Genomic DNA, 25,930 nt, shown 5'->3' with positions numbered 1-25,930 from the left:
GATGGCCCGCTTGGACGCGAGGGGGCGGCGATATGCGGCGTCGGCCGCGGGGCCATGGCCGGACGTTGTGGTGCTGCCGGCGCCCGGTGGATTTCAGGTCGCGGCGCTGCCACGTGCGGGGCGGCTCGCGGCGGTGGTGCTGCAAAACGGGGGCCCGGACGCGGCGGCGGTGCGGCGATGTGGGGCGCCGGGCGCGGCGCCACGGCCGGTCGCTGCGGCATGGCCGGTGGATGGAATGCCGGGGCGGCGGGACGTGCCATCGCTGGCGGCGCCGCCGGACGGGCCATGGCCGGCGGTGCTGCTGGCCGTGCTGCCGGCGCTGCGGCCGGACCGGCAGGTCCGCCCCTTCCATGTCCCTGGCCGGGTCCTTGGGCGAGCGCGCCGACGCTCGTCGCCAGCATCGAGACACCAATGAAAGCAGCCGTAAGGCAAGCGCCATGCGGAAGCATGATTGTCGCTCCCAGCTCGTAATCGCCCACGACGTTCAACGCACAGCTGGCGGAATCGTTCGTTGCCGGCCGCGGCCGGCATTGCGATCTTCCGACGCAGGCTGCCTCAAGAGAAATCCTGCGTCAGGGTGGTGGCGAGCCGCTCTAACGCCCAGTCGACCTGGTCGCTTGTGATCACCAGCGGCGGAGCGATGCGGATCGTCTGCTCGTGGGTATCCTTGGCCAAGATGCCCTTGCTCTGAAGCGCCTCGCAGTAGCGGCGGGCGCGGCCGGCCTCGGGATGCAGCTCAACCGCCAGCATCAAGCCGCGTCCGCGCACCTCGCGGATCGTGTTGGCACGAATGTCTTTCAAGCCTTCCAGAAAGCGCGCGCCCTGCCTGGCCGCGTTCTCGATCATGCCTTCCTCGGTCAGCACGCGCAGCGCCGCGCGCGCCACCGCGCAGGCAAGCGGATTGCCGCCAAACGTCGAACCGTGCTGGCCGGGCCTCAATGTCCCGAGCACGTCGTTGTTCGAGAGCACGGCCGACACCGGATAGAAGCCGCCGGACAAGGCCTTGCCGAGCAGCGTCACGTCCGCCTCGATTCCCTCGTGCTGTTCGGCGAGAAGCTTGCCGGTGCGGCCGAGCCCGGTCTGGATCTCGTCGAGCACCAGCATCACGTTGTTGGTGGTGCAGAGCTCCCGCACCTCAGCGAAATAACCGGCTGGAGGAAGGATGACACCGGCTTCGCCCTGGATCGGCTCGACCAGAAAGGCGACCGTGTTTGGTGTGATTGCCTCCGCCAGCGCCGTGGCGTCGCCGAACGGGATGATCTTGAAGCCCGGCGCGAACGGGCCGAAATGTGTACGAGTGTCGGGGTCGGTTGAAAAGCCGACGATGCCCAGCGTGCGTCCGTGGAAATTATTGGCGCAGACGATGATCTCGGCCTGGCCGTCCGGCACGCCCTTCACCTCGTAGCCCCATTTGCGCACCGACTTGATCGCGCTTTCGACCGCCTCGGCGCCGCTGTTCATCGGCAGCACCTTGTGGGAGCCGGTCAGTGCCGCGATCTCTTCGTAGAAGGGGGCGAGCTGGTCGTTGTGGAAGGCGCGCGAAGTGAGCGTCAGCCTGTGCGCCTGTTCCACCATCGCCGCCAGGATCTTGGGGTGGCAGTGGCCCTGGCTGACCGCCGAATAGGCCGAGAGGCAATCGAGATAGCGGTTGCCCTCGGTATCCCAGACCCAGACACCTTCGCCGCGGGACAGGACGACCCCGATCGGCTCGTAATTATGGGCCCCAAAGCGTGCTTCCGTTGCGACGAAATCAATGACCGACGCGCTCATCTGTCGTCACTCCATGGCTGCGCGCGGCGGTGCCAACCGACTGCACCGCCGGCCCTCAGCTTGATCTGGGTATCAACTTGCCGCCTTGGAAGTCTTCATCCCTCCGGTGGCGTAGCCCGATCTGATTTGCCAAAAGTATCAGAGGGTTCTCTACTGTGCATGGGGTTGTTTTCGCAGTTTTTGGTGTCGAGCCCTCAGCCGATCCTACAGGGCACGCTCAAAAAGCCGCGAAACCGCACCCGTCCGCCCCGCACCGGCTGGCCGCTGACGGCATAGTTCGGGAAGCGCGCCAGGAAGCGCGAGATCGCAATCGCGCCCTCCAGCCGCGCCAGCGCCATGCCGGCGCATTGATGCGCGCCGGTGGCGAAGGCGAGATGCCGGTTCGGCGTGCGCGCGATGTCGAAGCTCTCGGGGTCCGGAAACTGTGCGGGATCGCGGTTGGCGGCGCCAATACACAGCGTCACCGACGTGCCGGCATCGAGCATGACGCCGCCGAGTTCGATCTTTTCCGTGGTCATGCGGTTGCCGAGCTGGTTCGAGCTCTCATAGCGCAGCATCTCCTCGACGGCGGTCTTGATCATGTCGGGATTGCCGATCAGCCGCTGCTTCTGGTCGCGATTGCGATCCAGCGCGACGAGGCCGTTGCCGATCAAATTGGTGGTGGTCTCGTGCCCGGCATTGAGCAGGAAGATGCAATTGTGCAGCAGCTCCTTCTCGGTCAGCCGCTCGCCATTCTCCTCACCCTGGATCAGGCGCGTCAGCACATCGCGCTCGGGATTGCCCGGCTTGTCGCGCCGGCATGCCACCAGCGTCTGGAGATAGCTGAGAAAATCCGTCACCGCCTTGTTGCCGCGCGCGGCGACCTCGGGCGACACCACGGGTTCGAGCGCACCAAGGATCGCCAGCGACCAGTCGCGCAGTGGCCCGCGTTCCTCGTGAGGCACGTCGAGCAGATTGCCAATCACCTCGATCGGGATGGACGCGGCGAAATCCTCGATCAGCTCGCAAGCCCCTTTGGCCGCGATGGCATCGAGCAGATCGTCCACCAGCTTGACGATGTCAGGCTCCATGCCGGCGATCGCCCGCGGCGACAGCGCGCCCATGATCAGGCGGCGCACGCGGGTATGCGCCGGCGGATCGTTGAAGACGAGGCTGGTGGTGTGATGCTCGTAGAGCGGGGTGTCGCCGTATTTCGGCGCGAACTCGCGCTTCTTGTCCGAGCTGAACGACTTGGTGTTCTTGTAGGTGGTGACGAGATCGTCATAGCGGGTCAGGAACACGGTGCCGTTCGGCAGACGCTTGACCGGCTCGTTCTCCCGCAGTGCACGATAGGTCGGGTAGGGGTCGTCGTAGAATTCCGGCGTCAGCTTCTCGAGGTCGAAGCTTGCCGCCAGCGCCTTCGCATCTGCGTTCATCCCGTTATACTCGCCGGTTAAAGCCGTTATGCCGTTTTTGTTGTTCTGGTCGGCGCATGCATGCGTCTACAGTCTGCCCACCTTGCTAGCCGACCGGACAGGAAAATGCACGCACGCGCTGACGCTGCCGACACGGCGCCGAATTGGCCCGACGATATTTTCGCGACCTTGCAACGCTTCGATGTCAGGCAGGTACCTTACGTGCCGGATGCCGGCCATTCCAAGTTGATCCAGCGCGTGCTGGCATCGTCCACGATGCGCGGCATTCCGCTCACGACGGAAGAGGAGGGCGTGGCGCTTCTTGCCGGCGCCTGGGCCGGCGGACAGCGCGGCGTCCTGCTGATGCAGTCGAGCGGCGTCGGCAATTGCATCAACATGCTGTCGCTGATCCCGATCCTGCGCTTCCCGTTCCTGACGCTGGTGACCATGCGCGGCGAGTGGGGCGAGTTCAATCCGTGGCAGGTGCCGATGGGCTCGACCACGCAGGGCGTGTTCGAGCTGTCGGGTGTCCAGGTGCTGCGGGCCTCCAGCGCGGCCGAGGCGCCGGCCGTGCTCGAAGCCGCTGCGTCGCAAGCCTACAACGCGCTCACCCCCACCGCTGTCCTTCTGTCGCAGCGCCTGATCGGCGCCAAGGTTTTCACCAAATGAGTAAGGCTAATCTCCTCGATCGCCGCCAGGTGGTGTCCACGCTGCTCGCGAACCGCAAGGACGTCGTCGCGATCGGCGGCCTCGGAGCCTCCACCAACGACATGTGCGCGGCCGGCGACCACGCCCGCAATTTCTACCTCTGGGGCGGCATGGGCGGCGCCGCGATGATCGGGCTGGGGCTCGCCCTGGCGCAGCCAAAACTGCCGGTATTGGTCATCACCGGCGACGGCGAGATGCTGATGGGCATGGGCAGCCTGGCCACCATCGGGCTGCAGAAGCCGTCCAACCTCTCGATCGCAGTGCTCGACAACGAGGCCTATGGCGAAACGGGCGGCCAGACCAGCCACACCTCCGCTGCCGCCGATCTCGTTGGCGTCGCCAAGGCCTGCGGCATCGGGGATAGCCGGGCCGTCACGACCATGGCCGAGGTCGAGGCCTTTGCCAAAGCCGTCCACGACGTCTCTGCGGGGCCGCGCTTTGCCAATATGAAGATCGACAGCGCCAGCCTGGAGCGGATTTTGCCAAGCCGGGACGGGACTTACATCCTCAACCGGATCCGCGGCGACCTCGGCTTCCAGCCAATCTAGGGCGGCCCTGTCCGTGCCCACCGGCGCCCAGGTCCTGCACGGAAGCCGTGCAGGCAGGGCCAATTTCCACTGAATTAACGACGCACTCAGGTTGCGATGCAACATAGTGCTTGACTTTTTGCGTGGGTGAGTGCTTACTCACTAGCATGAGCTCATTGCGTATGACGAGCGACCTGAGGCGTCAATTGATCCTCGGAGCCGCGAAACGCTGCTTTGCCCGACATGGCTATACCGGCACCACGACCAAGAGCGTGGCGGCCGCCGCTGCCATTTCCGAGGCGTTGCTGTTCAAGCATTTCCCGTCCAAGGCGGCGCTCTACGCCGAAATCCTCAGCGACGAATGCGAGGCCGACCCGGCGCTCACCGAGCTTCTCGAGCGGGAGCCTTCGACCGCCACGCTGGTCGAAGTGATCCGCGGCATGGTCGAGCATTTCCTGCACATCGCTGATGGTCCCGATCAGGAAGAGGCTCAGCGCCTGCGACTGATGGCCACGAGCCATTTGGATGATGGCGAATTCGCCCGTTTGCTGTATGCCAAGATCGAGACGCTGATCGGGGCGATCTTCGTCTCCTCGCTCGAACGTGCCGTTGCCGCCGGGGACGCGCGGCTATGCAGCGGCAATCCACTCAATCTGTTCTGGTTTGCGCATCACTCGGTGATGACTGCGGCGCTGACCAGGCTGCCGGCCACGCCTTGCCTCGCTTACGGCAAGGCTGAAGACCTCGAGCGGCAGCTGTGTGAGTTTCTCCTGAGGGGTATCGGACTTAACGACGCCGCAATTGCTTCGCATCTGGGCCACAATCAGGCCGCGGATGCCGGCAAGGCGGCGATTGCAGAGAGTGCATGACATGAACATCGTAACCGAACACAAGATTTCGGGCGAACCGATCGACAACAAGGCTCCCAAGCGTCCGGTCCGGCCGGTGCTCTGGTTCATCATCGTCGGCACGCTCCTGGCGGTGCTGGTCGGCGGCCTCGTCTGGTTCAATTATTTCCGCGGCCAGATGATCAAGCAGTTCTTCGCCAACAACAAGCCGCCGCCGACCGCGGTCAGCGCGGCGGAGGCCAAGTCCGAGGTGGTGCCGAACCTGCTCACCGCGGTCGGCGGCCTCGTCGCCGTGCACCAGGTCGACGTCAGTGCCGACGTCAACGGCCGCGTCACCGAGATCAAGTTCGCGCCGGGCACGCGCGTCGAAGCCGGCACGCCGCTGGTCCAGCTGTTCGACGCGCCGGAGCAGGGCGACCTTGCCAATTACAAGGCCCAGGCGACCGTCGCGCAGCTGTCGCTTGATCGTGCCAAGCAGCTGGCCGCGCGCCAGTTCGGTCCGCAGGCGACCGTCGATACCGCGCAGGCCGCCTACGACCAGGCGCAGGCCGGCATCGCCAAGACCGAGGCGCTGATCTCGCAGAAGCTGGTGCGCGCACCGTTCTCCGGCGATCTCGGCGTCCGCAAGGTCGAGGTCGGTCAGTATCTGACGGCGGGTACGGCGATCGTGTCGTTGACCGATCTGTCGGAGCTGTGGGCCAACTTCACCGTGACGGAAAAGGATTCCGGCAGCCTCAAGGTCGGCCAGACTGTCAAGTTGAAGGTCGATGCCTATCCGGGTCGTATCTTCGAAGGCAAGATCACCACGATCGAACCGCAAATCTCGACCGACACCCGCAACATCCGCGTGCAGGCGACGATCGCCAATCCGGAGAAGATCCTGAAGCCCGGCATGTTCGTGACCACCACGGTGGTGCTGCCGGACAAGCCGGCCGTGATCACCGTTCCGGAGACGGCGGTCGACTACACGCTGTACGGCGACTCGGTGTTCGTGATCACCGAGAAGAAGGAAGAAGACGGCAAGACCAGCCTGTCCGCGGTGCGCACCTTCGTGCAGACCGGCAACCGGGTCGAAGGTCGCGTCGAAATCATCAAGGGCGTGAAGGCGGGCGACAAGGTCGTTGCCGTCGGCCAGCTCAAGCTGCAATCGGGCGCGGCGGTGTCGATTTCGACCGACCCGGCTCCGCAGATCCCGGCGCAGCCGCCGCGCTACTGACCCTCTGCATTCAAGTGATCCGGCTCGGCCGGATCACTTTTCTTGAGACATATAGATCGAGATCGCCGCGATGCGCTTTACCGATATTTTCATCAAACGCCCGGTTCTGTCGGTCGTCGTCAGTCTGCTGATCCTGCTGATCGGCCTGCGCGCGGCGATGGTGCTGCCGATCCGGCAATATCCGAAGCTGTCGAACACGGTCATCAACATCACGACCGTCTATCCGGGCGCGTCCGCGGATCTGATCCAGGGTTTCATCACCACGCCGATCGAGCAGGCGGTCGCGTCCGCCGAGGGCGTCGACTACATCACCTCGTCCTCGGTGCTCGGCACCTCGACGATCCAGGTCTACATCAAGCTGAACTTCGATCCGAACCAGGCTCTCACCGAGGTGCTGGCGAAGACGAATTCGGTCAAATACCTGATCCCGAAGGAATCCAACGACCCAATCGTCACCAAGACTACGGGCCAGACTACGGCCGTGATGTATCTCGGCTTCTCGTCCGAGGAGCTCTCGGGCTCGGCGATCTCGGATTATCTGACGCGCGTGGTGCAGCCGGTGCTGTCGACCGTCGACGGTGTGGCTTCCGCCGACATTCTCGGCGGCCAGACCTTCGCGATGCGGCTGTGGCTCGATCCCGAGAAGATGGCCGGCCGCAACGTGTCGCCGGCCGACGTCGCGGCGGCGATCACCGCCAACAACTTCCAGTCCGCGGCGGGGCAGACCAAGGGTTATCTCATCGTCTCGAACGTCTCGACGAACACGGGCCTGACCGACGTCAACCAGTTCAAGAAGATGATCGTCAAGGCCAAGGACGGCGGCTTCGTGCGGATGGAGGACATCGGCACCGTCGAGCTTGCCGCCCAAAGCACGGATGCGAGCGTCGCCTTCAACGGCGAGCACGCGATCTTCATCGGTGTGCAGGCAACCCCACAGGGCAACCCGCTGACGCTGGTCAAGGGCGTGCGCGCGCTGTTCCCCGAGCTCGAGCGCAATCTGCCGCCGTCGATGAAGATGAAGGTCGCCTACGACTCGACCAAGTTCATCCAGTCCTCGATCGACGAGGTGGAGAAGACGCTCGGCGAAGCCGTGATCATCGTGATCGTGGTCATCTTCCTGTTTCTGGCGTCGCTGCGGTCGGTCATCATTCCCGTCGTCACGATTCCCTTGTCGATGATCGGCGTCTGCACCCTGATGCTGGCGCTGGGATTCAGCTTCAACCTTCTGACGCTGCTCGCGATGGTGCTGGCGATCGGCCTTGTGGTCGACGACGCTATCGTCGTGGTGGAGAACATCCATCGCCATCTGGAGGAGGGCAAGACGCCGGTCCAGGCGTCGCTGCAAGGCGCGCGTGAAATCGTCGGCCCGGTCATCTCGATGACCATCACGCTCGCCGCGGTGTACGCGCCGATCGGCTTCCTTGGCGGCCTCACCGGATCGCTGTTCCGCGAATTCGCCTTCACGCTGGCGGGCTCGGTGATCGTGTCGGGCGTGATCGCGCTGACATTGTCGCCGATGATGTGCTCGGTGCTGCTGAAGAACACCGAAGAGGGCCGCTTCGCCAAGACCGTCAACAAGGTGTTCGGCGCGCTGACGCGCTGGTACGGCCGCAGGCTCGACCGCTCGCTCGACTACAAGGCCATCACGGGCCTGTTCGCGGTGACGATCCTCGGACTCGTCGGCTTCCTTTACATGCACACGTCGAAGGAGCTGGCGCCCGAGGAAGACCAGGGCATCGTGTTCGCGGTGACCAAAGCGCCGAAATACGCCAACATCGACTATGTCGATTTCTACGGCGACAAGCTCGACCATGAATTTTCGAAATTCCCCGAGACCGATCTGCGTTTCGTGCTGAACGGCATCAACGGCCCGCAGGGCGGCATCGCCGGCATGCTGCTCAAGCCCTGGGAGGAGCGCAAGCGCTCGTCGATCCAGTTGAAGCCGCTGGTGCAGGCCGAGCTCTCCAAGATCGAGGGCGTGCAGGCCTTCGCGTTCAACCTGCCGCCGCTGCCGGGCGGGCCGGGCGGTCTTCCGGTGCAGATGGTGATCAATTCCACCGCCGGGTTCCAGACGGTCTATGAGCAGATGGAGAAGCTGAAGGACGCTGCGCGCAAGAGCGGCATGTTCATCGTCTCCGACAGCGATCTTGCCTACAACCAGCCGAACGTGAAGGTCACGATCGACCGCACCAAGGCGCAGGATCTCGGCGTCAATATGCAGAACCTCGGCGCCACGCTCGCGGTCCTGCTGGGTGGCAACTACGTCAATCGCTTCAATCTGGAGGGCCGGTCCTACCAGGTGATCCCGCAGGTTCCGCGCGCCAAGCGGCTGTCGCCGGAATCGCTCGGTGGCTTCTATGTGACGACCAACACCGGCCAGCAGCTTCCGCTGTCGACGGTGGTGTCGATCGAGACCAAGACCGATCCAAACTCGCTGACGCACTACAATCAGCTCAATTCGGCGACGTTCTCGGCCGTGCCGATGCCCGGCGTGACCGTCGGTGCGGCGGTCGACTTCCTCGAAAGCGAGGCCAAGAAGCTGCCGCAAGGCTTCAGCCACGACTATCTCGCCGACTCCAGGCAGTACGTGCAGGAAGGCAATCAGCTTGCGATCACCTTCGGCTTCGCGCTCATCATCATCTTCCTGGTGCTGGCCGCGCAGTTCGAGAGCTTGCGTGACCCGTTGGTGATCATGATCTCGGTGCCGATGGCGATCGTCGGTGCGCTGATCCCGCTGTTCTTCGGCGTGGCGACCATGAACATCTACACCCAGGTCGGTCTGCTCACCCTGGTCGGCCTGATCACCAAGCACGGCATCCTGATGGTGGAGTTCGCCAACGAGCTCCAGGTCAACGAGCGGCTCGACCGCCGCTCGGCCATCGAAATGTCGGCCCGCATCCGCCTGCGGCCGATCCTGATGACGACGGCCGCGATGGTGACCGGACTGATCCCGCTCCTGACTGCGACCGGCGCGGGCGCGGCCAGCCGCTTCTCGATCGGCCTGGTCGTCGTGGCCGGCATGTCGATCGGCACGCTGTTCACGCTGTTCGTGCTGCCCGCGGTCTATGTGGTGCTGGCAACCGACCATCGCGCGGCCGCCGATTCCGAGCGGAACAAGCAGGTCAATGAGCTCGACCTTGGCTCCAAGGCCCTGCGGCCGACCTGACGCCGCAAGCTAGCAAGCGAACGAGGGCGGCAGCGGCGGGTCCGCTGCCGCCCTTTTTGTTGCGTCCGGGCGCCGGGCTCACTGGATGGGGCCTTATCCCGCGCTTGCGAAAGACAAGGTCCCGTCTTCTTGCTAGGTTCCGGGTGATGAGCCTTTCTCTCCATCCCGACACCCCGCAAGCCAGGACGCTGCCGAGCGCGGCCTCGGATGGCGTCGCTGCCGGCGCGGGTGCGGGGCGGGGGATCAGGACCCGGCTGTTCACCAAATATGTCGCGCTGTTCGTGGCTGTCGTCGCCATCGCGCTGCTGGCCAACGGCCTGTTCGAGGTCTTCTTCTATTATCGCGAGCACAAGGCTTCGCTGATCCGGGTCCAGCATGAGCAGGCCGAGGCGGCCGCAGCCAAGATCGGCCAATTCGTCAAGGAAATCGAGAACCAGCTCGGATGGACGACGCAACTGCCGTGGTCGGCGGGCTCGACCGAGCAGCGCCGGTTCGACGCGCTGCGGCTGCTGCGCCAGGTGCCCGGGATCACCGAGCTTGCCCAGGTGGATTCGACCGGCAAGGAACGGTTGCGGGTCTCGCGGCTGGCGATGGATGCGATCGAGAGCGGGATCGACCTGTCCAATGATCCGAAGTTCACCGAGGCGGTCGCGCACAAGGTCTATTACGGTCCGGTCTATTTCCGCCGGGAGTCTGAGCCCTACATGACGCTGGCGCTGGCCGGCGCGCGCAGGGATGCAGGTGTCAGTATTGCCGAGGTCAATCTCAAGCTGATCTGGGACGTGGTCTCGCAGATCAAGGTCGGCCAGCACGGGCATGCCTATGTCGTCGGCCCGGAAGGGCGCCTGATCGCGCACCCCGATATCAGTCTCGTGCTGCGCAACACCGACATGTCCGGCCTCGCACAGGTGCGCGCCGCGCAGGCGGCCGGCGGCACCATGCCGGACGCGCTCGAGGAAGCGCGCAACATCCAGGGCCAGAAGGTCCTGACCGCATCGGCACCAATCGAGCCGTTGCACTGGACCATGTTCGTCGAGCTGCCGGTCGAGGAGGCCTATGCGTCGCTCTACGCCTCGCTGCAGCGGCTTGCGATCGTGCTGCTCGGGGCGTCGATCTTCGCGGTGCTTGCGGGGGTATTCCTTGCGCGCCGCATGGTCGGGCCGATCCAGGCCCTGCGCAGCGGTGCGGAACGGATCGGCGGTGGCGACTTCTCCCAGCGCATCTCGATCCGGACGGGCGACGAGCTCGAAGGGCTCGCCGACCAGTTCAACGACATGGGCGCGCGCTTGCAGGAATCCTATGCCGACCTCGAAAACAAGGTCGAGCAGCGCACTGCGGAACTGCGGGAATCGCTGGAACAGCAGACCGCAACGTCCGAAGTGTTGGAAGTGATCAGCTCCTCGCCGGGCGAGCTGGAGCCGGTGTTTCGCAAAATGCTGGAGAATGCCACGCGCGTGTGCGGCGCATCCTTTGGAACGATGAATTTTTGGGACGGCGAAGAGTTCAATCTGGCTGCGGACTACAACCTTCCATCCGAGTTCTCTGATTTCAGGCGACGCACACCGATGCGTCCTTATCCCGGCACCACGCTTGAAACTGTCGTCCAGACACGAAAGTCTTCGCAGGTTCCCGATCTTAGGGAGAGCCCGGCTTACCTGGCTCGCGTTCCCAATGTCATTCCGATGGTGGAGGTTGCCGGAGCCCGCACGCTCATGGTCGTCCCCATGCTTAAGGAAGATCAATTGATCGGCGCGATTACGATCTTTCGAAAGGAGGTACGGCTCTTCACGGACAAGCAGATCGCGCTGGTCGAAAACTTCACCAGGCAAGCGGTCATCGCCATCGAGAACACGCGGCTGCTTCGAGAGTTGCGTGAGCGCACCGAGGCACTGTCCCAATCCCTGAGCGAGCTGCGCGCCGCCCAGGATCGCCTGATCCAGACCGAGAAGCTTGCCTCGCTCGGCCAGCTCACCGCCGGCATCGCCCACGAGATCAAGAACCCGCTCAACTTCGTCAACAATTTCTCCGCTCTCTCGACGGAGCTGATCGATGAGCTCAACGAGGCGCTGCAATCGGCTGCGCTCGACGGCAAGACCAGGGAGGAGGTCGACGAGCTGACCCGCATGCTCAGGAGCAATCTCGAGAAGGTGGTGCAGCACGGCAAGCGCGCCGATTCCATCGTCAGGAACATGCTGCTGCATTCGCGCGAGGGTTCCGGCGAGCATCGGGCCGTCGACATCAATGCGATCGTCGAGGAGAGCCTCAATCTCGCCTATCATGGCGCGCGCGCCGAACGGCCGTCCTTCAACGTTACGCTCCAGCGCACGTTCGATCCCGCTGCCGGTATGGTCGACATCTATCCGCAGGAGATCACGCGCGTCTTGCTCAACCTGATCTCGAACGGCTTCTATGCCACGGCCAAGCGCAAGGAGAGCGCGGGTGAGACCTTCGAGCCGAGTTTGAGCGCAGCAACAAAAGACCTTGGTGGCAGCGTCGAGATCCGGATTCGTGACAATGGCACGGGAATTCCGCCCGAGGTGAAGGAGAAGATGTTCAATCCCTTCTTCACCACCAAGCCGGCCGGCGAGGGCACTGGGCTCGGCCTCTCCATGAGCCATGACATCGTCGTGAAGCAGCACGGTGGCACCATCGACGTGAACACCACACAAGGTGTATTCACCGAGTTCATCATCACCCTGCCGCGCACGATGGCGGCGGACGGCACTTCCGGAGGCAAGTCGTGAACGTTTACATCCTGGTCGTCGACGACGAGCCCGACGTCGAGGCGCTGTTCCGGCAGCAATTCCGGCGCGAGCTGCGCGCCGGCCGCTTCCAGATGGAGTTCGCCTCCTCGGCGCCCGATGCGCTCAAGCGGGCCGCCGAGGTTCGCGATCCTTCGCTGATCCTGATCCTGTCCGACATCAACATGCCCGGCATGAGCGGGCTCGACATGCTGCCGAAGGTGCGTGCCGCGCATCCGGACGTCCCCGTCATCATGATCACGGCCTATGGCGACGCCGAGACGCGGCGAAAGGCGATCGAGCGCGGCGCCGTCGGGCTTCTCACCAAGCCGATCGACTTTGCCTTGCTGCGACAGGAGATCGACACGAGGCTCGAGCAAGCCGCATGAGCGCGACCATCCTCTTCGTCGACGACGAGCCGGATCTCGAAGCGCTGGTCCTGCAAAAGTTTCGCAGGCAGATCCGCGACGGACAGGTCGCCATCATATTCGCCCGCGACGGTATCGAGGCGCTGGCTTCGCTCGAGCAGAACCCGCAGGTCGACATGGTGGTCTCCGATATCAACATGCCCAGGATGGATGGCCTCTCGCTGCTCGCGAAACTCCAGGAGGCCGAGGACAAGAAGTCGACCATCATTGTCTCGGCCTATGGCGACATGAGCAATATCCGCACCGCAATGAACCGCGGCGCGTTCGACTTCCTGACCAAGCCGATCGACTTCGCCGATCTGGAAGCCACCATCGAGAAGACCATCCGCCATATCGAGATGCTGCGCGAGGTGCGGCGGCGCCAGATGGAAGCCGAGCGCGCCCATGCCGCGCTATCGCGTCATTTCTCGCCCGAGCTTGCCAAGCGTCTGGCCGCCAGCGGCGACGGCGAGGGCATCGAAGTGCAGTGGCGCGATGTCGCCACCATCTTCACCGATATTACCGGCTTCACCTCATTGGTCGAGAGCGCGCCGCCCGAGACGTTGGGCAAGTTGCTTAACGAGTATGTCGGCGGCATGACCGAAATCGTCTTCGCCCATGAGGGCACGGTCGCAAAGATCATCGGCGATGCGATCCAGGTGCTCTTCAACGCGCCCGGCGATCAGCCGGATTATGCCACGCGTGCGGTCGCCTGCGCCCATGAGCTCGATGCCTGGGCGCAGGACTTTCGCGCGCGCCAGAGCGCCATGGGCGTGACCTTCGGTGCCACCCGCATCGGCATTCACGCCGGTCCCGCGCTGGTCGGCAATTTCGGCGGCAACCGCTTCTTCGATTACACCGCGTATGGGGACTCCATCAACATCGCGGCGCGGCTGGAGGCCGCCAACAAGCATCTGGGCACCCGCATTTGCGTCAGCGCCAGCGTCGCCGAGGCGGCTGAGAATTTTCAAGGCCGCCCCGTGGGGGAGCTGATGCTGCGCGGACGCAGCGAGCCGTTGCGCGCGTTCGAGCCGCTCCCACCGGGCAAGTTCGAAGCGCCGGAAACGGCGCTGTATTCGGAGGCTTTCGCCAAGATGGAGGCCGGTGATGCCGCGGCCATGCCGGCCTTTGCCGCGCTGGTCGGCATGCACGCCGACGATTCCCTGGCCGGCTTTCACCTGAAGCGCCTACTCAACGGCGCCAAGGGCATTCGCATGCAACTGGAATAGGAGTTCGCCATGGTTCGTGAGTTCGCTGCCGGCAATTACCGCTTCATTCCGTCCGTGTTCCAGTATTCGGCGGGGGCCGCCGCGGACGACGGCTACGAGGTCGAACGTGTCCGCTTCGATCGTCTGGTGTCGCTCGCGGAAGGGTTTGCACTGGCGGCAAGATTCATTCAGGAGGCAGGACGGCCGCTGACGGCATTCTGCGCCTGCGAGCTGCGTTCACCGGCAGCCTTCAGCGAAGAGGGCTTTCGCGCGTTCAACCTGCACTATGTGAAGACGCTGTCCGAATGGAGCATCTTCGACGGCACCACCAATCCGGTGGCGCGCAGCAATGTCTGTCCCGAGATCGATCCGCCGTCAGAGCCGTCGTTCTACGCGTTCTCGTTCACGCGTCCGACCCGCTCGAAAGCGCCGTCCTTCGTGATATCAGGCGGCGCCGAGGCGCGCGAGGGCGGCGGCACCTATGTCGAGCGCACCGTGCGCTATCGCGACCTCAGCCCGGAGGGGCTGCGGGAGAAGGTGCGCTTCACGACGACGTCGCAGATGGAAAACCGGATGGCGGCCTTCGGCTTCGGCTGGAGCGACACCACCGCGGTGCAGGCCTACTCCGTGCACGACTTCCACCACGCACTCGCCGACGAACTGGTCCGCCGTGGCGCGCTGCGCTCCGGCCTGACCTGGCATTTCGCCCGCCCTCCGGTAGTCGATCTCGAATACGAGATGGATTGCCGCCGCGTGTTGCGGGAAGTGGTGATTTGAGGTCCTCATCCTGAGGAGCGGCCGTCAGGCCGCGTCTCGAAGGATGGCCGCGGGTTGCAGCGGGGCCTTCATGGTTCGAGACGCGCGCGAAGGGCGCGCTCCTTACCATGAGGAATAGCTAGCGCTGCCGCGGATCGAGCGCGTCGCGCAGGCCGTCGCCGAGCAGGTTCAGCGACAGCACTACGAGGAAGATCGCAAGCCCCGGCCAGATCGCCATCCACGGCGCCTGTGTCAGGAAGCGTTGCGCGGCGTTGAGCATGCTGCCCCAGGACGGCGCCGGCGGCTGCTGGCCGAGGCCGAGGAACGACAGCGCGGCTTCGGCGATGATGGCGGCGGCGATCGAGAGCGTCGCCTGCACCAGCAGCGCGGGCAGGATGTTCGGCAGGATATGCGACAGCGCGATCCGCCATGGCGGGTTGCCGAGCGCGCGCGCGGCCTCGACATAGTCCTCGGCCTTGACGACGAGCACCTGGCCGCGGGTCAGGCGGATGAAGATCGGCGTTGCGGAGATGCCGATCGCGATCATGGCATTGCCGAGGCTCGGCCCGAGGAACGCCGCCAGCGCGATCGCCAGGATCAGGAACGGGCAGGCCAGCATCGCATCCGTGATCCGGCTGATCAGCGCATCGACAAAGCCGCCGCGATAGCCGGCGAGCAGGCCGAGCGGCACGCCGATGCCGAGCGCGATCGCTACCGAGATGAGGCCCGCAAGCAGCGAGGCGCGCGCGCCGTAGACGATCCGGCTGAAGATGTCGCGGCCGAGCTCGTCGGTGCCGAACCAATGCGCCGCGGTGGGCGGCTTGCGCACCAGGCTCCAGCTCGTCGCGATGGGATCATAGGGCACGATGAGCGGGGCCAGCACGGCGAGCACGATGAACATCGTGAGCACGGCGAGCCCGAACACCGCCGCCTTGCGCTTGAACAGCCGCCGACGCGCGCGGCGGGCCGGGCTATCCAGCTCGTCGGCTTGCGTGAGAGGGCCCGGCAGCGCGGCGTCGGTCATGCTCTAGCCCCGCAGCCGCGGATTGACGAGGATATAGGCGATGTCGGCAACGAGATTCAGCGTGATATAGACCGTGGCCGTCACCAGCACGACGCCCTGCACCACGGCGTAGTCGCGGTTGAAGACGGCATCCACGATCAGCTTGCCGAAGCCGGGAATGGAGAAGATCTGCTCGGTCAGGACGGCGCCTGATAACAGCGTGCCGAGCTCGAGCGCGCCGAGCGTGATGACGGGCGTCAGCGCATTGCGCATCGCGTGCTTCAGGATCACCGAGCGCTCCAACAGTCCCTTGGCCCGGGCGGTGCGGACGTAGTCACTTTCCAGCACCTGCAGCATGGCGCTGCGGGTATGCCGCATCAGGACCGCGGCAATCGCGTTGCCGAGCACGAAAGCCGGCATGATGGTGACCGCCAAGCTCGCGCGCCAGTTCTCGGTGAGCGGCACGTAGCCGGAAGCCGGCAGCCAGCCAAGCTCGATCGAGAACAGGAAGATCAGCATGATCCCGAGCCAGAAATTCGGCGTCGAGATGCCCCACAGCGCAAACAGGTTCGCACCGTAATCCCAGGCCGAGCCTTTCTTCACGGCTGCGACGATGCCGGCGGGAATGCCGATCAGGAACGCGATCACGATCGCCATCGCGCCGAGCTGCAGCGTCACCGGCAGCTTCTGAGCGATCAGCTCGCGCACCGGCATCTTGTTGCGCAGCGACTCGCCGAAATCGCCAGAGAGTACGCCCTTGATCCAGTAGGCGTACTGCACCGGGACCGGCTGATCGAGCCGGTACTGGTGGCGGATCTGTTCGATCACGGCCGGGTCGCGCTCTTCGCCCGCCATCACCAGCGCGGGATCGCCCGGCAGCAATTGCTGCAGCGAGAAGATCAGTACCGAGACGAAGAACAGCGTCGGCACGATCTGCGCGAGGCGGCGGGCGAGGAAGTTCAGCATTCTGGCGGCGTCACTTCAGCTTGAGCCCGATCACGCGCACGAGGCCGTCGGGCATCTGCTTGTAGCCTTCGAGCTTGGTCGTGTGCGCGATGATGATGCGGCGGTGGTAGAGGTACAGCAGCGGCTCCTCGTCCTGGACCAGCTTGGCCAGGGCCTCATAGCTGGCCTTGCGCTTGGTGGGATCGGTGACCGATCGCGCGTCCTCCAGCGCCTTGTCGGCCTGCGGGTTGTTCCACGCGCCGTAATTCTGCGGCGCACCGCTGTGCAGGAATACAAAGGTGTTGCCGTCGGGATCGACGCGCCCGCTCCACGCCAGCATATAGGCCTGGTAATCGCCGGACTCCGCCTGCTTCAGCCCGGTCGCGAATTCGGTGAGGCGGATCTTCATGTCGAACCCGGCCTCGGCCGCCATCGACTGGATGACCTGCGCCGGCGTCTCGGTCTCCGCGCCCTTCGGCACCAGGAAATCGACGCTGACCGGCGGTGTCACGCCGGCCTCCTTCAGCAGCGCCTTGGCCTTCTCGACGTTGCGGTGACGGACCGGAAGGGATTTCTGATAGTAGGGATGATCAGGGTTGACCCATTGATTGCCGACCTGAAACTCGCCGTTGAACACGACCTGGTTGATGGCGTCGCGGTCGATCGCAAGGTCGAGCGCCTGGCGCACCTTGGCGGACTGGCTGAGCGGCCCCTTGGCCTTGTCCTTGCCGATGTTGAGCGTGACGCCCTGATAGCCAAGCTCGATCGCGGTCGCGACCTTCAGCCGTGAATCCGCGCGGACTTCCTTCAGGTCGGTGGCGAGCACGCGCTCGATCAAATCGAGGCCGCCGGATTTCAGGTTGGCGAGCCGCACCGTGGCATCGACGATCGGCTGGAACACGATCCTGTCGATGAAGACGTTGTCCTTGTTCCAATAGTCCGCGAATTTCTCGAACACGATGCGGTCCTGCTGCACGCGCTCGACGAATTTATAAGGGCCGGCGCAGACCGGGCGCAGGCCGAACTTGTCGCCGGCCTCTTTCGCCGCCTTCGGCGACACCATCATCCCGGCGCGGTCGGTTAGCTGGGCCAGCAGCGGCGAGAACGGCGACTTCAGCACCAGCTTGACCGTGAGGGGATCGACGATGTCGATATGATCGACCGAGGCGAGCTCGGGCTTGCGGAACGAGCCGGGGAACGTCAGATGCCGCTCCAGCGAGAACTTTGCGGCCTCGGCGTCGAATGGCTCGCCGTCGTGGAATTTCACGCCGGGGCGGAGCTTGAGGACCAGCGCCTTGCCGTCGTCGGCGGTCTCGCTCGACAGGGCGAGCTGCGGCACGATGTTGAGCTTCTCGTCGATGTCGAACAGCTTGTCGCAGAAGGCGGAGAACACGATGCGGCCGACATAGGTGCGCGCCATCGTGGGATCGAGGATATCAGGATCCTCGGCGAGGCCGATGCGCAGCGTGGTCTGGGCCTGCGCGGCTCCAAGCGACAGCAGGACAGCGGCGGCCGTTGCGGCCAGGCGAAACATCTTCATCGGACAATCCCCATTGCTTCGGCTACGTCGTTGTGGGCGCGGCGCCTTGTATACCAACCCCGGCAGGGCTCCCGCCTTCCGTCTTTCGGCTGAAGGCCGCGACCAATTTTCCAAGCGCCGGCGAAAACCCGCCGGCTGCCGGCAGGATGGCGTCGGCAGACGGCAGCTCCGCCGTGCGGTGACAGGCGGCGGCGTGGCCAGCGCCGTCAGCTAGAAGCGCAGGCGCCTCGTTGCGGCAGCGCTCGATCACGAACGGGCAGCGGGTGTGGAAGCGGCAGCCGGCGGGCGGATTGAGCGCGCTCGGGATCTCGCCCTCGAGCAGGACGGTCGCGCGCTTCGCCTTCGGCTGTGGCAGCGGGATCGCGGACAGCAGCGCTCGGCTATAGGGATGTCGGGGTGAGGCGAACAGCGCATCCGCCTCCGCCGTCTCGACGATCTGGCCGAGATTCATCACCGCGACGTGGTCGGCGATGTGCTTGACCACGGCGAGGTCGTGCGAGACGAAAATATAGGCAAGGCCGAGCCGGTCCTGTAGCTCGCGCAGCAGATTGAGGATCTGCGAGCGGATCGAGACGTCGAGCGCCGAGACCGGCTCGTCGCAGATGATCAGCTTCGGCTCGACCGCGAGCGCGCGGGCGATGGCGATGCGCTGGCGCTGGCCGCCGGAGAATTCGTGCGGATAGCGCCATGCCAGCCTCGGCTCCAGCCCGACCAGCCGCAAGATTTCCGCGACGCGCGCGCGCCGCTCTGCCGGCGGCACGAGATCGTGCAGCGCCAGCGGCTCGGTCAGGATCTGCCCGACGGTCATGCGCGGATTGAGCGAGGCGTAGGGGTCCTGAAAGATGATCTGCGCTTCGCGGCGGAAGGCGCGCAGCGCATTGGGATCAAGCGAGAGGAGATCGCGGCCGTCGAACCGGACCATACCCGCGTCCGGCTCGATCAGCCGCAGCACCAGGCGGCTTACGGTGGATTTGCCGCAACCGGATTCGCCGACGAGCGCCAGCGTCTTGCCGGCTTCGAGCGAGAAGGAGACGCCATCGACCGCCTTGACGTGCGCCAGCGCCCGGCCGAACAGCGAGCGCTCGGCGACGAAGTGCTTGACCAGGCCCGTGACCTCGAGCAGTGCCATCACGACACCAGACGTTCGAGCGGCGCGCGGATGCAGCGCGAGAGGTGACCGGGGCTGACTTCGATCAATGGCGGCGGTGCCTTGGTGCAGGCGTCCAGCACGAACGGGCAGCGCGCGGCGAAGCGGCAGCCTGCGGGCGGCTGCGCCATGTTCGGCACCATGCCTTCGATCGTCGCAAGCTGTTCAGCGCGATGGTCGAGCCGCGGGATCGAGCCGAGCAGGCCGACGGTGTAGGGATGCTGCGGCGCCGAGAACAAGTCGTCCACCGGCGCGCGCTCGACGATCTCGCCGGCATACATCACCGCGACCTCGTCGCAGACCTCGGCGACCACGCCGAGATCGTGCGTGATCAGGATGATCGCGGCGCCGCTTGCCGCTTTCAACTCCCGCATCAGCTCCAGGATTTGCGCCTGCAAGGTGACGTCGAGCGCGGTCGTCGGCTCGTCCGCGATCAGCAGGCGCGGATCGCAGGCCAGCGCCATCGCGATCATCACGCGCTGGCGCATGCCGCCGGAGAGCTTGTGCGGATATTCGTCGATCCGCCGCTCGGGCGAGGGGATGTGGACGCGGCGCAGCAGCTCGATCGCCCGCTCGCGCGCGCTTTTCCGCGAGCCGCTGCGGTGGCGCAAAATGGTCTCGATGATCTGGTCGCCGATGGTGAAGCTCGGATTGAGCGAGGTCATCGGCTCCTGGAAGATCATCGCGAGCCGGTTGCCGCGCAGATTGCGCAGGGTCTGGTCCGGCGTCCGCAGGAGATCGAGGCCGTCGAAGCGGATCGCGCCCGATATCTCCGCACTTTGCTTCGGCAACAGGCCCATGATCGCCAGCGACGTCACGCTCTTGCCGCAACCGGATTCGCCGACGAGGCCGAGCGTCGCGCCGTTGGCGACACTGAGGTCGACACTGTCGACCGCGTGGGTGATGCGGCCGTCGTCGCCGTGGAAACGGATGCGGAGGTCCCTGATCTCGATGAGGGGGCTCGCGCTCATGATTGCCTTGCACGCGCTGCTTGGATGCTGGCGTCGATGACGCTGCGATCGGTATTGCCGGCCGGGTTCTGCCGCGTCGGCATGGATGTGCGAAAATGCACCCAGAGCTCGTGGCTGACCTGCTCGAGGCGTTCGAGCTCACTGATCGGATCAGGATGGTCGTCGGCGCGAATGTCCAGTGCCGGCCATTCCTCCTCGCCATGGATCAAGAGCGCGGCGGACTGCTTGCCGCGCTTGTCGCCGCCGGCGGCTTCGCCCGCTCGCATCGCGGCGAGCAGGCGGCGCGGGAAGGACAGACTGTCGTTGGCGATATAGGTCTTCGCGGTCTCGTCGAGCACGTCGGCGCCAGCCAGCATGTTGCCGGCGATGGAGAACCCGCTGCCTGCGATGTGCCCGCACCAGTCGACGCAGTCGCGCCCGGTATGGGCGGCGATCTCGCCGCTCGCATCCATGATGTGGATCTGACGGCTCTCGCGGCCATCGTCGGTCGCGAGCAGCGCGGCCAGCACGTCGTGCGCATTGAGGCCCTGCCGCAGCAGCTTGAGGCCGTCGATGCCGTAATAGGGGTTGACGAAGGCCTGTGTCGCGATCGCGCCGAGGCCAGCCGCGATATAGGGCACGCGCGCGCCGACGGCGAAGAACCGGGTGGCAACCGCGATGCCGAGCTGGCCGGTAGCAGGGTCTCGCGCGATGATCGACCAGGTCATGTGCTGCCTTCAGCGTCCCGCGGCGTAACCTTGCATGCCGCGCGGATTCGCGGCGGCGCGCCGCCGCACGCCCACGCGCGAGGCCGCGGTGAGGCGGCCTTCGGACCAGTCGGGGCCAACTTCCACGATGTGTCCGCGCTCACGAAGGTTCTCGATCGTCGCCTTGGACACGCGGTTCTCGACCACGAGCACGCCGGGGCGGGCTGTACGCGGCCAGAACGAGATCGGGAAATGCTCGGAGTGCCAAGCCGGCGCGTCGATCGCCTCCTGGAGATTGAGATTGCAATGGACATGGCGCAGGAAGAACTGCGTGATCCACTGGTCCTGCTGGTCGCCGCCGGGCGAACCCCAGGCGAGGTACGGCTCGCCGTCGCGCAGTGCCATGGTCGGCGACAGCGTCGTGCGCGGCCGCTTGCCCGGCGCGAGCGAACCAGGTTGGTTCTCCTCCAAATCGAACATCTGCGCGCGGCTGCCGAGGCAGAAACCCAGCTCGGGAATGATGGGCGAAGATTGCAGCCAGCCCCCTGAAGGCGTCGAAGACACCATGTTGCCGGCTTTGTCGACAATGTCGAAATGCACGGTGTCGCCGCGCACCTCGCCGAAGCGCCCCACGGTTGGTTCACCGGCGCCGAGCGCGCCAACGGCCTCGCGCTGGCCTTCAGCGCGGCGCAGCTTGACGACGCCGCCAAAGCCCTCGATTGCGCCGGGCCGGAGATCGAGCGAAGCCTTCTCGGTAACCAGCTTGCGGCGTTCGTCGTTATAGGCGTCCGATAGCAGCGTCGCGGTCGGGATCTCGCTGAACTTGGGGTCGCCGTAGAATTTTTCGCGATCGGCAAAGGCAAGTTTTGCGCATTCGATCTGGAGATGGATGAACTCCGGCCCGGTGGGATCGAGCCCGTCGAGGGCAAAGCCCTTCAGAAGCGCGAGCTGTTGCAGCGTCACCGGACCCTGGCTCCAGACTCCGGCCTTGCAGACGGTATAGCGGCCATAGTCGTAGGTGAGCGGCGCTTCGATCGTCGGTTGCCAGCGCGCCATGTCGTCGGCAGAGAGCACGCCGCGATGCGGCGAACCGCTGACGTCCATCACCTCTTGCGTCCGGCAGAATTTGTCGATGGCTTCCGCGACGAAGCCTTGCGACCAGGCTTTGCGCGCGCGCTCGATTTCGGCATCACGGCCACCGCCGCCGCTCTCGGCTTCGCTGAGAATTCGTGCGTAGGTCGCGGCCAGCGTCTTGTTGGTAAAGAGCGTGCCGGGCTTCGGCACCTCGCCGTTCGGCAGGTAGACGGCGGCCGACGTTGGCCAATGCTTGCGGAATAATTGTTCGACGGTCTGGATCGTGGCGCAGGCGCGCTCCACCAGCGGGTAGCCGTCGCGCGCATAGGAGATTGCGGGCTCCAGCACGTCGCGCACGCGCATCGTACCGTAGTCGCGCAGCAGCATCATCCAGGATTCGAAGGTGCCGGGGACGCAGGCCGCGAGCAGGCCGGTGCCGGGCACCATGTCGAGGCCTTCGCTCTTGTAATGCGCGATGGTGGCGCGCGCCGGGGCGGGGCCCTGGCCGCAGATCACCTCGGTGCGGCCGCGCTTCACGTCGTGGACGATGACAGGCACGTCGCCGCCGGGGCCGTTGAGATGCGGCTCGACCACCTGCAGCGTGAAGGCGGTGGCAACGCCGGCGTCGAAGGCATTGCCGCCCTTTTCCAGGATGGCCATGCCGACGGCGGTCGCGATCCAGTGGGTTGTGGCGACGACCCCGAACGTGCCCTCGATCTCGGGGCGGGTCGTGAAGGGATCGGGATTGACATTGCTGGCCATGGATTACCTCATTTGCGGCGCGCGCAATTGATCACAGGCGATGCCGCGCCGCCAATGCGCTGCCAGCATGGCACGCGCGCGTCACGCCGGGACCGGCGCGGTGTTGACGGCGTGGCAGGCGACGCCGTCAATCAGTTCCGGCGTCTCCTTGCGGCAGAGATCGAACGCCAGCGGGCAGCGCGGATTGAAGGCGCAGCCGGGCGGCGGATTGATCGGGTTCGGGATCTCGCCCTTCACCGGAATGCGTTGGCGGCCGCTCATGGCGAGGTCGGGCACGGCACCCAGCAGCATCTTGGTGTAGGGCATACGCGGACGGGCGAACAGCTCGCGTCCTTCCGCGATCTCGACGATGCGGCCGAGATACATCACGCCGACGCGGCTTGCCATGTGGCGGACCACGGCAAGGTTGTGGCTGATGAACATGTAGGTCAGACCGAACTTGTCCTGCAGGTCGCGCATCAGGTTCAGGATCTGCGCCTGTACGGAGACGTCGAGCGCCGAAGTCGGCTCGTCGCAGACGATGAACTCGGCATCCGATGCGAGCGCCCGGGCGATCGCGATGCGCTGGCGCTGGCCGCCGGAGAATTCGTGCGGAAACTTCAACCGATCGTCGGGATGCAGGCCGACGAGGCTGAGCAGCTCGCCGACGCGCGCCTGGATGTCGCGCTCACCCTGGATCAGGTCGAAGGCGCGGATCGGCTCAGAGATGATGGCATCGACGCGGAAGCGCGGGTTCAGGCTCGCATAGGGATCCTGGAAGATCATCTGGATGCGGCGGCGCAGCTTTCGGCGCGCCGGCGCCTGCCGCGGATCGGTCATCGAGACGCCGTCGATCAAGACATCGCCGGAGCTCGGCGGCAGCAGGCCGACGACCATCCGCGCCACCGTGGTCTTGCCCGAGCCGGACTCGCCGACCAGCGCAAAGGTCTCGCCCTTCCTGATATCGAAGGTGACGTGATCGACGGCCTTGAGATATTCGAGATGGCCGCCTTCGAGCACGCGGTTGAGCCAGGGTTTCGAGACGTCGAACACCCGGCGCAGATTTGTGGCCTGGACGAAGGAAGCGCTCATGCCGCGCTCTCCGCCGGCACGCTGTCATAGAGATGGCAGGCGACCGATTGCGCACCGCGCGGCAGCGGCTCGGGTCGATCGACACGACAGCGATCGAACGCGAACGCGCAGCGCGGGTTGAACGAGCAGCCGCGCGGGATCGCCGACAGCCGCGGCATCGAGCCGGGAATCTGCATGAGACGCTTGTCGTCGCCGGCCAGCGTCGGGATCGCGCCCATCAAGCCCTTGGCATAGGGATGCAGCGGATTTCTGACGACGTCCTGCACCGGACCGATCTCGGCGACACGGCCGGCATACATCACGGCGACGCGGTCGGAGGTCTCCGCGATCACGCCCATATCGTGCGTCACCAGCATCACGGCGGTGCCGTGGTCGCGGCCAAGCCGCTTGATCAGCGAGATGATCTGCGCCTGCACGGAGACGTCGAGCGCGGTGGTCGGCTCGTCCGCGATGATCAGCTCGGGCTCGGCGCAGATCGCGAGCGCGATCACGACGCGCTGGCGCATGCCGCCGGAGAATTCGTGCGGGTAGCCGTCGATGCGCTTTTCCGGCGCGGGAATGCCGACCTCGGCAAGCAGGTCGATGGCGCGGCGGCGGGCGGCCGTCTCGGACAGGTTCAGGTGGGTTCGGATCGTCTCGATGATCTGGTCGCCGACCCGGTAGAGCGGATTGAGCGAGGTGAGGGGGTCCTGGAAAATCATGCCGATCCGTTTGCCGCGGATGCGGCGCATCTCCTCCGGCGGCAGATTGTCGATGCGCAGGCCGGCGAGATGAATCTCGCCGCCGGCGATGCGGCCCGGCGGGTCGATCAGGCCGATCACGGCGAGGCCGGTGACGGATTTACCGGCGCCGGATTCACCGACCACGCCCAGCACTTCGCCCTTGGCGATGTCGAAGGAGACGCCGTCGATGGCGCGCAGCGTGCCGCGGCGGGAGGCGAACTCCACCTGAAGGTTGCGGACGGAGAGGATGGGCTCGGTCATGAGTGAGGCGCTCTTGTCGAGGTTGCTCATCGGAGCTTCGGGTTGAGCGCATCGCGCAGCCAGTCGCCGAGCAGGTTGATCGACAGGATCAGCCCGGCCAGCGCGAGGCCGGGGAATGCGACGATCCACCATTCGCCCGCGAACAGATAATTGTTGCCGATGCGGATCAGCGTGCCCAGCGAGGGCATGGTGTCGGGCAGGCCGACGCCGAGGAAGGACAGCGTCGCCTCGGTGATGATGGCCAGCGCGAGGTTGATGGTGGCGATCACAAGGATCGGGCCCATCGTGTTCGGCAGCACGTGCCGCAGCATGATCTTTGGCGCGGGCAGGCCGATCAGTTGCGCGGCGGCCACGTAATCCTTGCTCTTCTCGACCATCACGGAGCCGCGCACCGTCCTTGCATACCCGACCCAGAAACTCAGGCCGATCGAGATCACCAGCACCACCAGCATGCTGGTGGCATCCAGGCGGTTGCCGAGGATGGATTTCGCGATGCCATTGACCAGCAGCGCGATCAGAATGGCGGGAAAGGTCAGTTGCACGTCGGCGATCCGCATGATCACGCCATCGACCGCGCCGCCGAAATAGCCGGCGATCAGGCCGAGTGCGATGCCGAGCGCGCCGGCGAAGATCACACCGGCCACGCCGACGGCGAGCGAGATGCGCATCCCGTAGAGGATGGCGGAGAATACGTCGCGACCCTGCTCGTCGGTGCCGAGCAGGAACGGGCTTTGGCCGTCGGCGGTCCAGAGCGGCGAGATGCGCGAGTTCATCAACTGGAGCTGCGCAGGATCGAACGGGTTCTGCACCGCGAGCGCGGATGCAAAGATCGCGAGCAGGAAAAGCAGCACGGTAATGGCCGCTGCCACCATGGTCAGCTTGGAGCGGCGGAACGAATAGAAGATGTCGCTGTCGAGGGCGCGGCTGAGCCAGCTGCGACCGGCATGCGCGGGCGGCGCGCTCTGCTTGTCGGAATTGGAGGCGACGGCGTCGGACATGCAGGGGCC

21 protein-coding genes are annotated in these 25,930 nt (G+C 65.3%); 9 read left to right on the top strand and 12 right to left on the bottom strand.

Annotated features, from left to right (window positions below):
* Positions 1-555 precede the first annotated feature (555 nt).
* Both rocD and GGD62_RS19860 read right to left on the bottom strand, forming a co-directional pair.
* The gene (gene rocD, locus GGD62_RS19865) at positions 556-1,770 is read right to left on the bottom strand and encodes an ornithine--oxo-acid transaminase (RefSeq protein WP_092259610.1); all 1,215 of its coding nucleotides are present in this window, start codon (positions 1,768-1,770) and stop codon (positions 556-558) included.
* A gap of 194 nt (positions 1,771-1,964) precedes the next feature.
* A complete protein-coding gene (locus GGD62_RS19860; protein ID WP_183709702.1) occupies positions 1,965-3,185 on the bottom strand; it encodes a cytochrome P450 in 1,221 nt (406 codons plus the stop codon).
* Between the two features lie 105 nt (positions 3,186-3,290).
* On the opposite strand from GGD62_RS19860, the gene GGD62_RS19855 reads away from it, so the two are divergent.
* From GGD62_RS19855 to GGD62_RS19815, 9 genes are all read left to right on the top strand, one after another.
* Positions 3,291-3,833, top strand: coding sequence for a phosphonopyruvate decarboxylase (locus GGD62_RS19855; protein WP_183709700.1), 543 nt, complete (start codon positions 3,291-3,293; stop codon positions 3,831-3,833).
* Positions 3,830-4,420, top strand: coding sequence for a thiamine pyrophosphate-dependent enzyme (locus GGD62_RS19850; protein ID WP_183237957.1), 591 nt, complete (start codon positions 3,830-3,832; stop codon positions 4,418-4,420). The genes GGD62_RS19855 and GGD62_RS19850 overlap by 4 nt, the downstream gene beginning before the upstream one ends.
* 161 nt (positions 4,421-4,581) lie before the next feature.
* On the top strand, positions 4,582-5,268 hold the full coding sequence (locus GGD62_RS19845; protein WP_183709809.1) for a TetR/AcrR family transcriptional regulator: 687 nt from the start codon (positions 4,582-4,584) through the stop codon (positions 5,266-5,268).
* Between the two features lies 1 nt (position 5,269).
* A complete protein-coding gene (locus GGD62_RS19840) occupies positions 5,270-6,463 on the top strand; it encodes an efflux RND transporter periplasmic adaptor subunit (RefSeq protein ID WP_018315555.1) in 1,194 nt (397 codons plus the stop codon).
* A 70-nt stretch (positions 6,464-6,533) separates the two neighbouring features.
* The gene (locus tag GGD62_RS19835) at positions 6,534-9,629 is read left to right on the top strand and encodes a MexW/MexI family multidrug efflux RND transporter permease subunit (RefSeq protein ID WP_183709698.1); all 3,096 of its coding nucleotides are present in this window, start codon (positions 6,534-6,536) and stop codon (positions 9,627-9,629) included.
* A gap of 146 nt (positions 9,630-9,775) precedes the next feature.
* Positions 9,776-12,373 (top strand): ATP-binding protein, encoded by a 2,598-nt coding sequence (locus tag GGD62_RS19830; protein WP_183709696.1) that lies wholly within the window; start codon positions 9,776-9,778, stop codon positions 12,371-12,373.
* Positions 12,370-12,759, top strand: a complete 390-nt coding sequence (locus tag GGD62_RS19825) for a response regulator (protein ID WP_018315558.1) — start codon at positions 12,370-12,372, stop codon at positions 12,757-12,759. The genes GGD62_RS19830 and GGD62_RS19825 overlap by 4 nt, the downstream gene beginning before the upstream one ends.
* Entirely contained in the window at positions 12,756-14,006 is a 1,251-nt protein-coding gene (locus GGD62_RS19820; RefSeq protein WP_179739457.1) for an adenylate/guanylate cyclase domain-containing protein, read from the top strand. The genes GGD62_RS19825 and GGD62_RS19820 overlap by 4 nt, the downstream gene beginning before the upstream one ends.
* Positions 14,007-14,015: 9 nt before the next feature.
* A complete protein-coding gene (locus GGD62_RS19815; protein WP_183709694.1) occupies positions 14,016-14,762 on the top strand; it encodes a hypothetical protein in 747 nt (248 codons plus the stop codon).
* Positions 14,763-14,880: 118 nt separating this feature from the next.
* Here the strand turns inward: GGD62_RS19815 and GGD62_RS19810 are convergent, their stop codons facing one another.
* From GGD62_RS19810 to GGD62_RS19765, 10 genes are all read right to left on the bottom strand, one after another.
* Positions 14,881-15,765: an ABC transporter permease gene (locus GGD62_RS19810; RefSeq protein ID WP_183709692.1), complete on the bottom strand. Its 885-nt coding sequence runs from the start codon at positions 15,763-15,765 to the stop codon at positions 14,881-14,883.
* 3 nt (positions 15,766-15,768) lie between these two features.
* The gene (locus GGD62_RS19805) at positions 15,769-16,710 is read right to left on the bottom strand and encodes an ABC transporter permease (protein ID WP_183709690.1); all 942 of its coding nucleotides are present in this window, start codon (positions 16,708-16,710) and stop codon (positions 15,769-15,771) included.
* Positions 16,711-16,720: 10 nt separating this feature from the next.
* The gene (locus tag GGD62_RS19800; RefSeq protein WP_183709688.1) at positions 16,721-18,229 is read right to left on the bottom strand and encodes an ABC transporter substrate-binding protein; all 1,509 of its coding nucleotides are present in this window, start codon (positions 18,227-18,229) and stop codon (positions 16,721-16,723) included.
* 22 nt (positions 18,230-18,251) lie between these two features.
* Positions 18,252-19,358, bottom strand: a complete 1,107-nt coding sequence (locus tag GGD62_RS19795; RefSeq protein WP_183709686.1) for an ABC transporter ATP-binding protein — start codon at positions 19,356-19,358, stop codon at positions 18,252-18,254.
* Positions 19,358-20,347, bottom strand: coding sequence for an ABC transporter ATP-binding protein (locus GGD62_RS19790; RefSeq protein WP_183709684.1), 990 nt, complete (start codon positions 20,345-20,347; stop codon positions 19,358-19,360). Before GGD62_RS19790 ends, GGD62_RS19795 begins: the two co-directional genes overlap by 1 nt.
* Positions 20,344-21,054: a DUF1028 domain-containing protein gene (locus GGD62_RS19785; RefSeq protein WP_092259587.1), complete on the bottom strand. Its 711-nt coding sequence runs from the start codon at positions 21,052-21,054 to the stop codon at positions 20,344-20,346. Before GGD62_RS19785 ends, GGD62_RS19790 begins: the two co-directional genes overlap by 4 nt.
* 9 nt (positions 21,055-21,063) lie before the next feature.
* A complete protein-coding gene (locus GGD62_RS19780; protein ID WP_183709682.1) occupies positions 21,064-22,869 on the bottom strand; it encodes a gamma-glutamyltransferase family protein in 1,806 nt (601 codons plus the stop codon).
* An 81-nt stretch (positions 22,870-22,950) separates the two neighbouring features.
* A complete protein-coding gene (locus tag GGD62_RS19775) occupies positions 22,951-23,940 on the bottom strand; it encodes an ABC transporter ATP-binding protein (protein ID WP_091953652.1) in 990 nt (329 codons plus the stop codon).
* On the bottom strand, positions 23,937-24,923 hold the full coding sequence (locus tag GGD62_RS19770; RefSeq protein ID WP_026201521.1) for an ABC transporter ATP-binding protein: 987 nt from the start codon (positions 24,921-24,923) through the stop codon (positions 23,937-23,939). The genes GGD62_RS19775 and GGD62_RS19770 overlap by 4 nt, the downstream gene beginning before the upstream one ends.
* Before the next feature lie 26 nt (positions 24,924-24,949).
* On the bottom strand, positions 24,950-25,921 hold the full coding sequence (locus tag GGD62_RS19765; protein WP_183709680.1) for an ABC transporter permease: 972 nt from the start codon (positions 25,919-25,921) through the stop codon (positions 24,950-24,952).
* Between the last annotated feature and the right edge of the window lie 9 nt (positions 25,922-25,930).

It is taken from the genome of Bradyrhizobium sp. ERR14, from assembly GCF_014198235.1.
GTDB lineage: Bacteria > Pseudomonadota > Alphaproteobacteria > Rhizobiales > Xanthobacteraceae > Bradyrhizobium.
This window is presented reverse-complemented; position numbering and strand designations above follow the sequence as displayed.

Excerpts from the sequence above, each read along its gene's own strand:
- GGD62_RS19775 (WP_091953652.1), bottom strand. The coding sequence starts at position 23,940 with ATGAGCGCTTCCTTCGTCCAGGCCACAAATCTGCGCCGGGTGTTCGAC.
- GGD62_RS19850 (WP_183237957.1), top strand. The coding sequence starts at position 3,830 with ATGAGTAAGGCTAATCTCCTCGATCGCCGCCAGGTGGTGTCCACGCTG.
- GGD62_RS19810 (WP_183709692.1), bottom strand. The coding sequence starts at position 15,765 with ATGACCGACGCCGCGCTGCCGGGCCCTCTCACGCAAGCCGACGAGCTG.
- GGD62_RS19830 (WP_183709696.1), top strand. The coding sequence starts at position 9,776 with ATGAGCCTTTCTCTCCATCCCGACACCCCGCAAGCCAGGACGCTGCCG.
- GGD62_RS19790 (WP_183709684.1), bottom strand. The coding sequence starts at position 20,347 with ATGAGCGCGAGCCCCCTCATCGAGATCAGGGACCTCCGCATCCGTTTC.
- GGD62_RS19765 (WP_183709680.1), bottom strand. The coding sequence starts at position 25,921 with ATGTCCGACGCCGTCGCCTCCAATTCCGACAAGCAGAGCGCGCCGCCC.
- rocD (WP_092259610.1), bottom strand. The coding sequence starts at position 1,770 with ATGAGCGCGTCGGTCATTGATTTCGTCGCAACGGAAGCACGCTTTGGG.
- GGD62_RS19820 (WP_179739457.1), top strand. The coding sequence starts at position 12,756 with ATGAGCGCGACCATCCTCTTCGTCGACGACGAGCCGGATCTCGAAGCG.
- GGD62_RS19800 (WP_183709688.1), bottom strand. The coding sequence starts at position 18,229 with ATGAAGATGTTTCGCCTGGCCGCAACGGCCGCCGCTGTCCTGCTGTCG.
- GGD62_RS19795 (WP_183709686.1), bottom strand. The coding sequence starts at position 19,358 with ATGGCACTGCTCGAGGTCACGGGCCTGGTCAAGCACTTCGTCGCCGAG.
- GGD62_RS19780 (WP_183709682.1), bottom strand. The coding sequence starts at position 22,869 with ATGGCCAGCAATGTCAATCCCGATCCCTTCACGACCCGCCCCGAGATC.
- GGD62_RS19860 (WP_183709702.1), bottom strand. The coding sequence starts at position 3,185 with ATGAACGCAGATGCGAAGGCGCTGGCGGCAAGCTTCGACCTCGAGAAG.
- GGD62_RS19855 (WP_183709700.1), top strand. The coding sequence starts at position 3,291 with ATGCACGCACGCGCTGACGCTGCCGACACGGCGCCGAATTGGCCCGAC.
- GGD62_RS19805 (WP_183709690.1), bottom strand. The coding sequence starts at position 16,710 with ATGCTGAACTTCCTCGCCCGCCGCCTCGCGCAGATCGTGCCGACGCTG.
- GGD62_RS19840 (WP_018315555.1), top strand. The coding sequence starts at position 5,270 with ATGAACATCGTAACCGAACACAAGATTTCGGGCGAACCGATCGACAAC.
- GGD62_RS19815 (WP_183709694.1), top strand. The coding sequence starts at position 14,016 with ATGGTTCGTGAGTTCGCTGCCGGCAATTACCGCTTCATTCCGTCCGTG.
- GGD62_RS19845 (WP_183709809.1), top strand. The coding sequence starts at position 4,582 with ATGACGAGCGACCTGAGGCGTCAATTGATCCTCGGAGCCGCGAAACGC.
- GGD62_RS19770 (WP_026201521.1), bottom strand. The coding sequence starts at position 24,923 with ATGACCGAGCCCATCCTCTCCGTCCGCAACCTTCAGGTGGAGTTCGCC.
- GGD62_RS19785 (WP_092259587.1), bottom strand. The coding sequence starts at position 21,054 with ATGACCTGGTCGATCATCGCGCGAGACCCTGCTACCGGCCAGCTCGGC.
- GGD62_RS19835 (WP_183709698.1), top strand. The coding sequence starts at position 6,534 with ATGCGCTTTACCGATATTTTCATCAAACGCCCGGTTCTGTCGGTCGTC.